The organism is Nocardiopsis sp. NPDC006198 (assembly GCF_040613895.1).
GTDB lineage: Bacteria > Actinomycetota > Actinomycetes > Streptosporangiales > Streptosporangiaceae > Nocardiopsis > Nocardiopsis tropica.
The window spans coordinates 11,140-23,636 of sequence record NZ_JBEXSY010000056.1 but is presented as its reverse complement, the minus strand read 5'-3'; the positions used below and the strand labels follow the sequence as shown (position 1 = coordinate 23,636).

At 74.4% G+C, this 12,497-nt stretch carries 12 protein-coding genes; 6 read left to right on the top strand and 6 right to left on the bottom strand.

What is annotated here, in order from left to right:
* Window positions 1-37: 37 nt before the first annotated feature.
* The 3 genes from ABZ234_RS27000 (at window position 38) to ABZ234_RS26990 (ending at window position 1,909) form a co-directional block, all read left to right on the top strand.
* Complete coding sequence (locus tag ABZ234_RS27000; RefSeq protein ID WP_267946557.1) at window positions 38-478, top strand: DUF4307 domain-containing protein; 441 nt, start codon at window positions 38-40, stop codon at window positions 476-478.
* 141 nt (window positions 479-619) lie between these two features.
* A complete protein-coding gene (gene greA, locus ABZ234_RS26995) occupies window positions 620-1,120 on the top strand; it encodes a transcription elongation factor GreA (RefSeq protein ID WP_267946558.1) in 501 nt (166 codons plus the stop codon).
* Between the two features lie 228 nt (window positions 1,121-1,348).
* A complete protein-coding gene (locus ABZ234_RS26990) occupies window positions 1,349-1,909 on the top strand; it encodes an RDD family protein (RefSeq protein WP_267946559.1) in 561 nt (186 codons plus the stop codon).
* An 82-nt stretch (window positions 1,910-1,991) separates the two neighbouring features.
* Here ABZ234_RS26990 and ABZ234_RS26985 read toward each other — a convergent pair whose 3' ends face one another.
* Entirely contained in the window at window positions 1,992-3,299 is a 1,308-nt protein-coding gene (locus tag ABZ234_RS26985; protein WP_267946560.1) for a hypothetical protein, read from the bottom strand.
* Window positions 3,300-3,563: 264 nt separating this feature from the next.
* Entirely contained in the window at window positions 3,564-4,715 is a 1,152-nt protein-coding gene (locus ABZ234_RS26980) for an FIST N-terminal domain-containing protein (RefSeq protein ID WP_267946561.1), read from the bottom strand.
* Between the two features lie 243 nt (window positions 4,716-4,958).
* Here ABZ234_RS26980 and ABZ234_RS26975 point away from each other — a divergent pair, with 243 nt between their 5' ends.
* A complete protein-coding gene (locus tag ABZ234_RS26975; protein ID WP_344184705.1) occupies window positions 4,959-6,368 on the top strand; it encodes a sigma 54-interacting transcriptional regulator in 1,410 nt (469 codons plus the stop codon).
* Window positions 6,369-6,670: 302 nt separating this feature from the next.
* On the top strand, window positions 6,671-7,834 hold the full coding sequence (locus tag ABZ234_RS26970) for a VWA domain-containing protein (protein WP_355013896.1): 1,164 nt from the start codon (window positions 6,671-6,673) through the stop codon (window positions 7,832-7,834).
* 187 nt (window positions 7,835-8,021) lie between these two features.
* Here ABZ234_RS26970 and ABZ234_RS26965 read toward each other — a convergent pair whose 3' ends face one another.
* Together ABZ234_RS26965 and ABZ234_RS26960 are read right to left on the bottom strand one after the other, a co-directional pair.
* Window positions 8,022-8,834, bottom strand: a complete 813-nt coding sequence (locus ABZ234_RS26965; RefSeq protein WP_267946564.1) for a GntR family transcriptional regulator — start codon at window positions 8,832-8,834, stop codon at window positions 8,022-8,024.
* A gap of 8 nt (window positions 8,835-8,842) precedes the next feature.
* Entirely contained in the window at window positions 8,843-9,574 is a 732-nt protein-coding gene (locus ABZ234_RS26960) for a GntR family transcriptional regulator (protein WP_355013895.1), read from the bottom strand.
* Window positions 9,575-9,877: 303 nt separating this feature from the next.
* Between ABZ234_RS26960 and ABZ234_RS26955 the strand changes: the two genes are divergently transcribed.
* Window positions 9,878-10,117 (top strand): hypothetical protein, encoded by a 240-nt coding sequence (locus ABZ234_RS26955; RefSeq protein WP_267946566.1) that lies wholly within the window; start codon window positions 9,878-9,880, stop codon window positions 10,115-10,117.
* Window positions 10,118-10,351: 234 nt separating this feature from the next.
* On the opposite strand, the gene ABZ234_RS26950 is transcribed toward ABZ234_RS26955, so the two are convergent.
* Together ABZ234_RS26950 and ABZ234_RS26945 are read right to left on the bottom strand one after the other, a co-directional pair.
* The gene (locus tag ABZ234_RS26950; protein WP_267946567.1) at window positions 10,352-11,497 is read right to left on the bottom strand and encodes a cystathionine gamma-synthase; all 1,146 of its coding nucleotides are present in this window, start codon (window positions 11,495-11,497) and stop codon (window positions 10,352-10,354) included.
* Window positions 11,498-11,597: 100 nt separating this feature from the next.
* Window positions 11,598-12,338, bottom strand: coding sequence for an acyltransferase (locus ABZ234_RS26945; RefSeq protein ID WP_267946568.1), 741 nt, complete (start codon window positions 12,336-12,338; stop codon window positions 11,598-11,600).
* Between the last annotated feature and the right edge of the window lie 159 nt (window positions 12,339-12,497).

Sequence of the window (12,497 nt, the reverse complement as noted above, 5' to 3'; positions counted from 1 at the left end):
TCTTAGACAACACCGTCCCCTTGTTCGGAGATTCCCGATGCAGCCCACCCCGGAAGAAGACGCCGTGAACAGTGCCGACACCCCGGCCGACACGGCCGAACCCGTCGCGCCCGCGCTACGCAGGCACCACGGCAACGGCCCCGTCTTCTTCGTCATCGCGACCGTGTTCGCGGTCCTGTGCGCGGTCGGCTGGGGCTACTCCGTGATGAGCTACAGGGGGCTCGGGGGCGGCGTGTACCACCAGGTGGTCTCCTACTCCCTGGAGTCCCCGGACGAGGTCACGGTCAACTACGAGGTGAACAGCCGGGACGGGGCCGAGTGCCTGATCGTGGCACTGGACGAGCAGCACGTCGAGGTGGGGCAGAAGCGCTCCGAGGCGGAGGCGGGGAACCGGATGGTCACCGCGACCGTTGAGACGGTTCGTCAGGCTTCCGCGGTACAAGTGGCCTCGTGCAGGGAACAAGGTTCGCAGGACTGATCGACCGATCCCTCCCCGCACTGGTCCCCGGTGCCGCCGCCACGCCTGCGAGATCCCTTGTGCCACCACACACGGTGATATTCTCGTAAGTTCAGCTTCGGCCGCCTGGTGGCCCTTGCTACTAGTACACAAGGAGTTCCAGTGACCCAGACCCGCGATGACAACGTCACCTGGCTCACCCAGGAGGCGTATGACCGGCTCAAGTCTGAGCTGGACACCCTGTCGGGCCGTGGGCGGATCGAGATCGCGGAGAAGATCGAGGCCGCCCGCGAGGAGGGCGACCTCAAGGAGAACGGCGGCTACCACGCCGCCAAGGAGGAGCAGGGCAAGATGGAGGCCCGTATCCTCCAGCTCACCGGGATCCTGCGCACCGCACGCGTCGGCGAGGCCCCGCGCACCGAGGGCGTGGTCGGCCCCGGCATGACCGTCACCGTCAAGTTCGACGGGGACGAGGAGGAGGTCACCTTCCTGCTCGCCTCCCGCGAGGAGAGCGGATCTCCGATCGACGTGTACTCCCCGAAGTCCCCTCTCGGGTCCGCCATCAACGGCAAGCGCATCGGTGAGAGCGTGAGCTACACGCTCCCGAACGGCAAGAGCCTGGGGGTCGAGATCATCGACGCCGTCCCCTACAGCGGCATGTGAGGCACAGGCGGAACAGGTTGGGGGGCGGCCGGCGGCCGCCCCCCGCCGCGTTCGGGGGGTCCCGCGCCGGCCGCGCGGACCGGTGCGGTCGGAGGTTCTGGGGCGCCGCGACGCATCCGTCCGGGCTCCCGGCGCGTCGTAGTCTCTGAGTACCGGGAGGCCCGGCGGGTCCGGCCCGCGGCCTCCTGCGCCCTTCCCCGACCGACGAACAGAGGAACCGACCCCGCGATGCCCACCCCCCACTGGAACCCCCAGGAACCCCGGCCCGGTTCGTACGTCCCGACCAGCGGCTGGGGACCGGCGTCCGCGCCCCCGGGCGCCGACCGGGGAGGACCGGGGACGGTCGGCCTGGGGCGCCGCCTGGCCGCCCGCGCCATCGACTACGCGCTGGTGGTGGTCGCCGCCTGGGCGTTCTTCCTCTTCATGGCCCTGGTGACGGCGGTGCTCACCCTGGGCGCCGACACCACCGACGCCCAGGGGGAGCTGTGGGCCCTGCTGTTCTTCTTCGGCTGGGGCCTGCTCCTGTTCTTCTACGACTGGCTGTACCTGGTCGCCTGGGGGCGGACGATCGGCAAGATGGCGGTCGGCATCAGGGTGGTGAGCGCCGCGGACGGGGGGAGGCTCACCCAGGGCCAGGCCCTGGGCCGTGCGGCGTTCTTCGGCCTGCCCCAGACCCTGCCGCTGGTGGGGAACCTGTTCTCCCTGGCGGAGGCGCTGCCCATCCACTTCGACCCCCGGTCCCGCGCCCTGCACGACAGGGCCGCCGGGACGGTCGTCGTCCGCGTCTGAGCCGGGGACGGCCCGGGTCCGCCCCGGCGCGGTCCGCGGCTCCCGGCGGAGGCCCCGGGGTGCCGGGGCCTCCGTGCCGGGGCTACCGGCGGGCGCAGTCGGGGGCGTCGGCGCCGCCGTCGGCGAACGCCGCGGGGACGTAGTTGCCGGGGCCGATCCGGTACCAGGCGCTGCTGGTCCCGAACGGGCCCGTCGCCTCGTCCCCGACCGTCTGGCAGGCGACGTCGACGTTGGCCTTGTGCGCCGCGAGCCCCACGGGGTCGTGTTCCAGGCCGGGGCCGCCGCGCACGACCACCGGGTCGCTCTGGGTCACCGTGGTGATCTCCGCGCGCTGCCGGTAGTCGGCGGTCCACAGGTAGTCGACCTCCACCCAGGCGTTGGTGGGGAGCTGGAGCCCCTCCCGGAAGGCGCCGTCGGCCAGGTCGATCCCGGCGGGGTTGCGGACCTTGCGCCCGAACCCGTCCAGCCCCCCGTTGTACCCGTCCGTGTACGCCGCCTCAGCCTGGGGCCGCCCCCGCTCCAGATCGTTCCAGGACTCGCGGTCCTCGTTCCAGTGGTCGTCCCCGGTGTTCCAGGGGCCCACGTCCCAGACGGGGAGATAGGCGCAGCGCGGCTCGTGCTCGGGGGTCTCGTTCTTGCCCTCGGGACCCAGCGCTCCCGTGGTGCACACCCGCACCGTGTACTCGCCGCCGCCCCGCGTGGCCAGGCCTCGACGGGAGGGCAGGGCCACGAAGTGGTCGTCCTTCCGGACCGTGTGGCCGTTGGCGGTGGTCCCGCCCACCAGGCCGATGCGCGTCGCGAAGAGCCGCGCCGAGAACGGTTCGGCAGGCCGGGCTCCGTGGGCGCCGCCGTCCCGCTCCCCACCGCCCGGTCGGCCCGCGCCGCTCGCGAGCGGGCGCACCCGCAGGCCGGTGAGGGCCGTGTCACCGCCCTCGACCTCCACCCGCAGCTGCACCTGGGTGACGTCCTCGGGCAGGGTCACCCGGCCGCCGCTCCCCGGTGCGGGGTACCACTCGGTCCACATCCCGTCCGGGCGGACCCCCCGCACCTCGGCCAGGAGGTGCTCGACGTCGCCGTCCGCCCGCACCCGCACGTCGACGGAGTCGGTGGGCCCGTCCAGGGCCTGCTCCGGGAAGGTCGCCAGGCCCGTGCGGCCGCGCTGCCCCTCCCTGCGCAGCGAGGCCCCGCCGCCGTCCGCCTCACCGACGTCCGTCCGCAGGGCGCCCGATTCCAGAACCAGGCCGACCCGGTCCGCGGAGTCCAGGTCCTGTCGCAGCCAGCCGCCCTCCGCGAAGGCGGGCGCCGGCGCCGCGAGGGGCACGAGGAGCGCCGCGGCGCCCAGGGCCGCCAGGGTCCGGGCGGTGGTGCGCTCGCACCGTCTGTCCGACATCTGTACCTTCCCTCACCAAACACCGAGAGTGATCAAATCAGTAACTCTCAGTAAGCGCCCTGGTGTGCGCACACTCAAGGAGCTTGTGGCGGGTGTTGGTGTTACGGCAGTAAAAGTCCGGCTCGCAGCCCGGGGCGGCCGTGGCCGACAGGGCGCTGCCGGTGCGGCGCGAGGGGCCGACCCGGCCGGTCCCGGCGCCCGGGCCCGCCACGGACACGGGGTCACGGCGGAGGAGCGGGGCCGCGGACCCCTGCGGCCGACGCGCTAGGCGAAGGCGAGCAGGCAGGCGGTGAACCCGTGCACGTGGTTGACGCCGCCGACCGGCCCGATCTCCCCCGCGGCGAAGAAGCCGGCGACGGCCTCGACGCCCAGCACGCGGTGCACGGCGAGGACGTCGTGGTCGGCGTGGGGGAAGAGCGCGGCCCCGCGGCCGTTGCAGGAGAAGAGCAGTCCGGCGCCGACGGCGTGCTCCGCCCCGAAGTCGGCGAGCCGCCGGGCGAGGTCCTCGTCCGCGGTGCCCGCGTCGCGGACCTGGAAGCGGACGGTCTGGCCGACGTCCACCATGTCGCCGACGGTGAGCCCGCCGAGCTCGGGATCGGCCCCGACCACGCTGCGGATCAGGAAGTCGCCCTGCCCGTGGTGGTCGGCGTACTCGTCCATGGCGATGCCGAGGTGCAGACCGTGTCCGGCGAGTTCGCGGTCCTCGTCCGAGAGCTCCTCGACGAGCTCCTCGAGCTTGTCGTAGGCGTTGACCCCCGCGAGTTCGAGGATGAGGTTGCCCTCGGACTTGGTGACGGTCATCGCCGGGCCGACGGGGCGGCAGCCCTGGCTGACGACGGTGCCGAGGACGTTGGCGCCGCCGAGCAGGAGGCCGATGGCCCCGTGCTCCGCGACGTCGCCCTCGCAGAACAGGCGGACGGACTCCTCCCCCCGCATGCCGTCGGCCATGCCCCCGACGAGGGGAAGCCCGTTGAGCGCGACCGTGGACTCGCGCACGAACGCCTGGGTGGGGAACTCGTAGGGGTTGGTCAGCAGGATGGCGGCCCGGTCGTCGGGGCCGGGCTCGCGCATGCCGACGACCGCGAGGTGGTCGCCCTCGATCACGGTGTCCAGGCGGAACGGGGTGATCTCCACCCCGGGCAGACCGGCGCACCACACGCTCACCGAGCCCTGCCCCTCGACGCCGCGTCCGCCGCCGATGACCCCGGTGGAACTGCACCCGAGGGTGGTCGCGCCCCCCGCCAGCGCCATGACGCGCTTGCCCGCGAGGGTGACCTCCTCGGGGTCGGCGCCGCAGACGAAGAAGCACACCAGGTCGGCCGCCCCGTCGACCTGCTCCAGAGCGCCGAGGACGGCGCGCTCGGCCGCGTTCACGAGGTCGGCCCCCGTCGTCAGTGCATTGCCGAACCGTGCCACCAGCCGCCACCTCCGGTTTCACCGGCCGCCCGGGCCGTTCGCAGGACTCCACCGTCACGTCCCATTCTTCCATCCCGGCGGCCACCGGGGGATCTTCCGGTGAACAGGACCGGGCACCGGCCCCGGTGGCGGGGCCGCCGGACGGGGACGCTCTGATCGGGGTCCCTTTCCCCAGCCGGGCCGCGGAAACCCCGGGCGGGGTTACTCCCGTCACCCCGCCCGGGTTGCGGATAGGTTCGGAGGGTGAGCGCACCCCCCGAACTCCCCCGGACCCGCGCGGCGCTGCGCGAGTACGGCCACGTCCACCGTTCCGTCTCCGCCGAGGTGCGGGAGAACCTGCTCCGCCTGATGGGCTCCGGCGGACCTCGCTTCCCCGGGGTGCTCGGCTTCGACTCGACGGTGCTCCCGCAGGTGGAGCGCGCCCTGCTGGCCGGGCACGACCTCGTGCTGCTCGGCGAGCGGGGGCAGGGCAAGACCCGGCTGATCCGCTCCCTGGTGGGCCTGCTGGACGAGTGGTCCCCGGCGGTCGCCGGGTGCCAGGTGAACGACCACCCCTACGCGCCGGTGTGCCCGGTGTGCGTGCGGCGCTCGGCGGAGGAGGGGGACCGCCTGCCCGTGGTGTGGCGGCACCGGCGGGAGCGGTACGGGGAGAAGCTCGGCACCCCCGACACGGGCGTGGGCGAGCTCGTGGGCGACGTGGACCCGGCCCGGCTGGCCGAGGGGCGCTCCCTGGGCGACCCGGAGACCGTCCACTACGGCCTCGTGCCGCGCGCGAACCGCGGCGTGTTCTGCGTGAACGAGCTCCCCGACCTGCCCGCCCGCGCGCAGGTGGCCCTGTTCAACGTGCTGGAGGAGCGCGACCTCCAGGTGCGGGGCTACAGCCTGCGGCTCCCCCTGGACCTCCTGGTGGTCGCGAGTGCCAACCCCGAGGACTACACGAGCCGGGGCCGGATCGTCACCCCGCTCAAGGACCGCTTCGGCGCGCAGGTGCGGACCCACTACCCGCTCACGCTGGAGGACGAGCTGGCGCTGGTGCGCCAGGAGGCGGTGCTGCCGGAGGGCACGGCGGTGCCCGCCCACGTGTGGGAGACCGCGGCGCGGTTCACCCGGCTGGTGCGCGCCTCCAAGCGGGTGGACGCCAGGTCGGGGGTGTCCGTGCGCTTCGCCGTCGCGGCGGCCGAGACGGCGGCGGCGTCGGCGCTGCGCCGGTCCGCCCTGACGGGCGGGGAGGCCCCGGTGGCGCGCGTGTGCGACCTGGCGGCGGCGGTGGAGCCGCTGCTGGGCAAGGTCGAGTTCGAGCTGGGGACCGAGGGCCGGGAGCCGGAGGTCCTGCACGCGCTGCTGAGACGGGCGACGGCGGAGGCGTTCCGGGAGCGGCTGGGCGGGACTGACCTGTCCGCGCTCGTCGAGCGGTTCACCGGCGGCGCCACCGTGGAGTCCGGCGACCTGGTGGGCGCCGCCGAGCTGCTGCGCCGGGTCGGCGCCGTGCCGGGGCTCGCGGCGATGATCGCCGGCGCCGCCCCGGAGTCGGAGGACGGCCCGCCCACGCCCGGCCTGGCCGCCGCGGTGGTGGAGTTCGCGCTGGAGGGCCTGTACCTGGAGCGCCGCCTGTCCAAGGACGTGCTGCCCGGCGGCGGGGTCTACCGGTTCTAGGCCGTGCCCCGCGGGTCGTGCCGGGTCCGCGTCCGCCGGGCTGCCTCCCGCCGCACCGACCGCGCCCGGACAGCCGGCCCCGGGCCGGCCCTCGCCGCTCGTCCGGCGGGACAGGGCCCCGCGGCCGCTCGCGGTGGTCGGCGCAGGCGCCGAGCCCGCCGGGAGCACCCGCGGACCACGCCCCGGGCGGCCCGGCGCGGCCACGGGCCCACCGGGATCGGCGCCGCCGGAGCGCGCACCGGGCGTAGGGTCGTGGCCGACGCGCCCGGTCGGTGGGCCGGGAGGATCGGGGGGCGGCACGGGTGAGGTTCCGGTACCGGGAGTACGACGGCGGACCCGATCCCCTGGACGGGCCGGAGGAGGGGCCCCGGCTGCCGGAGGGGACCGCCGCCCCGCACGAGAGGCCGGTCGGCGGCGCGGACCCCGCCGCCGGGCCGGAGCCGCTGGAGTCCCCGGCCCTGGAGGGGGTGCGGATCAGCTACGGGGAGGACGGGCCCGCGGCCCCGGACGGACCGGCCGCCGGCGGGTGGGGGGACGGCTCCTCCCGCCCGCGGGCCCCCTGGGACCCGGCCGCACCGGGGGACGGCGCCGGGAGGGACCGGTCCCGGCCGGAGCCACCGGACTGGGGACCGCGCGAGATCCGTCGGCTGGGCGAACTCGCCCTGCGCGACATCGAGGCGGCGGGACGCCGGCGCGGCGTCCGCGGCGGCGGCCTCCGGGGCGGCGCCGGACCGGGCGGCGAGGCGACCGGCGGCCACCTGCCCCGCGACGAGGCCGGGGACCTGGCGCTGGACGCGGTCGCCACGGCGCGCGAGGCGGTCCTGCGCCGGGCGCGGCCCGGGGAGCGCTCCGCGGTCCTGCGCCCGCAGGACGTGCGGGTGGTGGAGACCGAACCGGCGGAGGCCGCCGCCGTGGCCCTGCTGGTGGACCTGTCGCACTCGATGACGACCCGCGGGCTGCACGGGGCCGCCACCGGGACGGCCCTGGCCCTGGACGCGCTGGTCCGGGTCCGCCGTCCCCGGGACAGGCTGCGGCTGGTCGGGTTCGGGGACAGGGCCCGGGAGATGACCCCGGCGGAGCTGGCGGCCCACGACTGGAGCCGCGTCCCGGGCACGAACCTGCACCACGCGCTGCGGCTGGCGCGCGGCCACCTGCGGCGCCACCGCGACCTGCGCCCGCAGGTGATGGTGGTGACCGACGGGGAGCCGACCGCCCACCTGGGCGAGGACGGCGGCGCCCGGTTCTCCTGGCCGCCGGATCCCCGCACCGGGGAGCTGACGCTGGGCGAGCTGGACGCCGCGCTGCGGGAGGGGGCGGAGGTGGCGTTCTTCGTCCTGGCGGACGATCCGCGGCTGCGCGCGTTCCTGGAGCGCGTGGAGCGGCGCCGGGGCGTCCGGGTGGTGCGCGCCGACGCCGGGGGGCTGGGCCCCCTCGTGGTCGACCGCTACCTGGGGCGCCGGGGCTGATCCGGTGCCCGGGGGCGCACGGACCGGCGGCGCCGGGCAGGGTGCGGCTCCCCGGCCGGCCCGGCGCGCGGAGGGCAGGCCGTGCGGAGGGCAGGCCGTGCCACCCGCGCCGTCCCGCGGGCGGCGGGCCCCGTTCGCGGGGTCCGCGCCGGGCGGTCCCGCCGTGCCCGGGCCGCGGCCGCGCGGGTCAGCGCTCGAAGATGTTGACGTCCGAGGCCATCAGCAGGAGTTCCTCGGGCGCCCGGCCCCCGGAGTAGAGGAGCTGGTGGCGGTTGGCGGGCATGACCGTCTCGGTGAACCTCAGAGGGGTCTCCCCGTCGTAGGCGACGCGTTCCTGGACGAGCAGGGGGATCCCCGGTCCCAGGCCGAAGGACTCGGCCTCGTCCTGGGAGGGCATCCGGGCGCCGACGATGTCCCAGTTCCAGTCCTCCCGGTAGCCGAGCTCCTGGAGCACCGCCGCCACCCCCTGCTCCAACCGGTCGGGGGACATGAGGGGGGTGTTGTTCGCGATGCTGAAGGGGAAGTGGGTCACCTGGGACTGCCACAGGCTGCCCTCGACGAACCGGTCGGAGGCCCGGATGACGACCAGCCCCCCGTGGGGGCCGTCCCCCGCGTCGCCGCGGCGGAGCCGCCTGGCCACCTTGGGCCGCATGGTGTCGAGGCTGACCTTGATCTTCTCGTCGATCTGGTCGTATCCGGCCTCGCGCAGGTGCGGCTGGTAGCCGGCGTCGAAGCGTTCGGAGTCGCTGCCGCCCGTGATGGGGGTGGCGAGGTGGACGATGGGCCGGTGGTCGGCGACGAAGGCCCCGCGGCCCGCCTGGATGGCGATGCGGCCCTCGTCCTGGAGGATGCGCATGCCCAGGCGTGCGGTGGCGCGGGAGACGTCGAGCTGCTCGGCGAGCTCCTCCTCCCCCGGCAGCCGTTCTCCCGGTTTGTAGTCGCCCCTGGTCAGCGCCTCCCGCAGGTGGTCCGCGACCTCGGTCTTCCTCGACGTGCTCATGCGTGTGCTCAGTCCCGGCGGTAGGCGTTCATGTTGCCGTGTTCGTACTGGTAGCGGATGCTGTGCCCCGCGTAGACCGTCTCCACCACGCGGATCGGCCTCTCCTCCGAGAGGTCGGTCCTGTGGACCTCCAGCACCGGCACCCCGGGCGGGAGTTCGAGCTGACCGGCCTCGTGGGGGCTGGGCATGCGGGTCGTGAGCTCGTCCACGAAGCCGACCTGGCGGTGGCCGTGGTCGGCGAGCACGGCGAGGGCGCTCTCCACGTCCTCGGGCAGCATGAGCGGGGTGCCGTTGACGAGGTCCATGGGGTAGTGGGCGGAACTGACGGAGCCCGAGATCTCACCGGAGAACCGGTACATCCGGCGGACGACCGTCATGTCGCCCTCGGGCACGCGCAGGCGGCTCGCGATGTCGGGGGTGGCGCTGAGGAGCTGGAGCTCCTCCAGCATCTGGCCCGTCATGCCGGACTCGTTGAGTCCGGCGGGCCCGCCCCTGGAGCGGTTGGCGTAGAAGGTCTCGGGGACGACGTCCTGGACGAAGTGCCCCCTGCCGGGCCGGCTGACGATCAGGCCCTGGTTGCGCAGCATGCCCAGGGCCAGCCTGATCGTGTTGCGGGAGGCGTCGAAGCGCTCCTCGAGCTGCTTCTCCGAGGGCAGCTGGCCGCCGAGCGGCAGGCTTCTCTCCTGGATCTCGCGCCTCAGAGTCCGCGCGATCTGTCGATATCTGCTCTCTGCCCGCATAAGTCAACCCTCGCTGGGGTACTAGACCAACAACCTAGCTTGTACCAACAAGGTGATCGGTACACCAACCGAACAGGTCCATCCGGTTCTGCTGAACCTATCGTAGGTGAAGGCCACCCCCAGTACACGGTGTCGCCGCCGATGAGACACCCGAAAGAGCAGCGCACGGCGGACCGCAACCCGCCGGACCGAACATCCGGGCACCACCGACAACGGATACAGCACTCGTGAGACACCACCTCGCGCCCCCTCACCCCGCACGGGGGCGTACGAAGCACTAGAGACTTCCCTGAGGAGACCAGCATGATCCCGATCGCCGTCACACTCGTCGGAGTCGTCCTTCTGGGCCTGGCCGTGGGCTTCCTGCTCGCCGTCTCCATCGGCATCCGCCGCCGGGACAGCCGGGGCGCCTACCGCTCCCTGCGGGGCGACGACCCCATCGCCCTCTCCCGTACCGGCCGCCTCGTCGTCGGGCTCCGCTTCACCAACGAGAAGCCCGCCGGGACCGCCCCTCCCCAGGACCGCGCCTCCACCCCGGTCTGAACCGGGAGGCCGGGACCGGCCGCACGGTGCACCGGCCGCACGGTGCACCGGCCGCACGGTGCACCCGCCGCACGGCGCGGGAGCACACCGGTCGACAGCCCCTCGGGGCGCCGCGGCGGCGGGCCCGCAGGAGAGCCCGCCGCAGAGAAGCCACGGCGCCGGGGACGCGGCCCCGGAGAGGCGCCGTGACGGGCCCGGCGACGACGCCGGAGGGCCGGCACGGCAGAAGGCGGTCTAGTCCCCCAGGGCCTGGAGCAGGTCCGCCACCAGGTCGGCGCCTGACTCGATGCCCACGGAGATCCGCACCAGGTCGGCCGGGACCTCCAGCGGGGAGCCGGCGGTGGACGCGTGCGTCATCCGCCCGGGGTGCTCGATCAGGGACTCCACCCCGCCCAGGGACTCGCCCAGCGTGAAGACCTCGGTCCGCTCGCACAGCTCCAGCGCGGCCTTCTCCCCGTCGCGCAGGGCGAAGGAGACCATCCCGCCGAAGGCCCGCATCTGCCGCTCGGCCACCTTGTGCCCGGGGTGGGCGTCCAGCCCGGGGTAGTAGACCCTGCGGACCGCCGGGTGGCCCTCCAGCACCGCCACGACCTGTTCCGCGTTGGCGCTGTGCCTGTCCATCCGCACACCCAGGGTCTTGACCCCGCGCAGGGTCAGCCAGGAGTCGAAGGGCCCCGGCACGGCGCCCATGGTGTTCTGGTGGAAGGCCAGCCGCTCGCCCAGCTCGGCGTCGGAGACGACCAGGGCGCCCCCGACCACGTCGGAGTGCCCGCCCAGGTACTTGGTGGTGGAGTGCACGACCACGTCCGCGCCCAGGGTCAGCGGCTGCTGGAGGTAGGGCGAGGCGAAGGTGTTGTCGACGACGTGCAGCGCGCCCGCGTCGTGGGCGATCTGCGCGACCGCCTCGATGTCGGTGATGTTCAGCAGGGGGTTGGTGGGCGTCTCGGTCCAGACGACCCTCGTCTCGGGCCGGACGGCCGCGCGCACCGCCTCGGGGTCGGACTGGTCGACCGCGTCCCACCGCACGCCCCAGCGCTCGACCACCTTGGAGACGAGGCGGAACGTGCCGCCGTAGGCGTCGCCCGGGATGACGATGTGGTCGCCCGGCGACAGGACCGTGCGCAGCAGGGTGTCCTCCGCCGCCATCCCGGAGGCGAACGCGAGGCCGCGCGTACCGGCCTCCAGCGCCGCCAGGCACTCCTCCAGCGCGGCGCGCGTGGGGTTGCCGGTGCGGGAGTACTCGTACCCCTGGCGCAGCCCGCCCACGCCGTCCTGGGCGTAGGTGCTGGTCTGGTAGATCGGCACCACCACGGCGCCGGTCCCGGCGTCCGGTTCCTGCCCCGCGTGGATGGCCAGTGTTTCAAACCCGTCGAACTTCATGGGGCCACAATAGTGCCCGCGGCCTCCCCGGAACCCGTGTTCAGCTGGGCCGGAGCGCTCCGGACGGGGCCCTTCGCCGGGGCGTTCCGCCCGGCCGGGGTCAGACCGGCGGGAAGCGGGTGGCGGACCCCGGCGCCGGCGGCTCCACCGGGATCTCCGGGGGCAGGCCGGTGACGGGGGTGGGCACCCGGGTGGGGGTCCCGGTCTCCCGCAGCGGGGGCTCCCACCCGAGTTCGGCGTCGTAGGTGCGCACGACCTTGCCGGGGACGCCGGCGATGACGGCGTGGTCGGGGTAGGCGCCGGGGCGGACCACCGTGCCCGCCGCCACGACGGAGTTGCGGCCCAGGTGGACCCCGGGGAGGATGACCGCGTTCGCGCCGATCCAGGTGCCGTCGCCGATGCTGACGGGGTCGTCCACGGGCCACTGGAGGCCGACGGGGATCTCGGTGTTGGCGTAGGCGTGGTTCTGGTCGGTGATGTAGACGTAGGGGCCCGTATACACGTGGTCGCCGATGTCCACGGACTTGTGGGCGACGATGTGGGAGCCGCGGCCGATGGCGCAGCCCGACCCGATCCGCACGACGGAGCCCTCGCCCAGGTCGTAGTCCGGGCCCATCCCCGCGGCGAGGGTCATGTCGCCGCCCAGGACGGTGTGCACGCCGATCTCGATCCAGGGCTCGCCGTAGAGGGTGGCCGTGGGGAAGGCGATCGCGGAGCCCGTCCCGAAGCGCGCGAACTTCCGGGCGGCCGCGGAGCCGGCGCGGATTTCGGCTCTGCTCCGGGCGTAGGACCAAACGGAGCGGATGATCCAGGACAACAGCCGAGACACGCGTGCTCCCATTTATTACCTGCCAGTAATACTGCCGCGAACATTAGCAGTGTCCGAGTATGCGTCGATATGCCCGGGACTCACGCACCGGGGCCCCCGGACGCGTCGCGGAAGACGCGCTGCCCGGCGCCGCGGGCCGCGCCGGCCCGTCCACCCCCCCCCCCGCCGCGG

What these genes read in the sequence shown, in the direction of transcription:
- ABZ234_RS26960 (WP_355013895.1), bottom strand. Translation starts at nt 9,574, where the DNA reads ATGCGGGCAGAGAGCAGATATCGACAGATCGCGCGGACTCTGAGGCGC.
- ABZ234_RS26950 (WP_267946567.1), bottom strand. Translation starts at nt 11,497, where the DNA reads ATGAAGTTCGACGGGTTTGAAACACTGGCCATCCACGCGGGGCAGGAA.
- ABZ234_RS26990 (WP_267946559.1), top strand. Translation starts at nt 1,349, where the DNA reads ATGCCCACCCCCCACTGGAACCCCCAGGAACCCCGGCCCGGTTCGTAC.
- ABZ234_RS26965 (WP_267946564.1), bottom strand. Translation starts at nt 8,834, where the DNA reads ATGAGCACGTCGAGGAAGACCGAGGTCGCGGACCACCTGCGGGAGGCG.
- ABZ234_RS26955 (WP_267946566.1), top strand. Translation starts at nt 9,878, where the DNA reads ATGATCCCGATCGCCGTCACACTCGTCGGAGTCGTCCTTCTGGGCCTG.
- ABZ234_RS26945 (WP_267946568.1), bottom strand. Translation starts at nt 12,338, where the DNA reads ATGGGAGCACGCGTGTCTCGGCTGTTGTCCTGGATCATCCGCTCCGTT.
- ABZ234_RS27000 (WP_267946557.1), top strand. Translation starts at nt 38, where the DNA reads ATGCAGCCCACCCCGGAAGAAGACGCCGTGAACAGTGCCGACACCCCG.
- ABZ234_RS26985 (WP_267946560.1), bottom strand. Translation starts at nt 3,299, where the DNA reads ATGTCGGACAGACGGTGCGAGCGCACCACCGCCCGGACCCTGGCGGCC.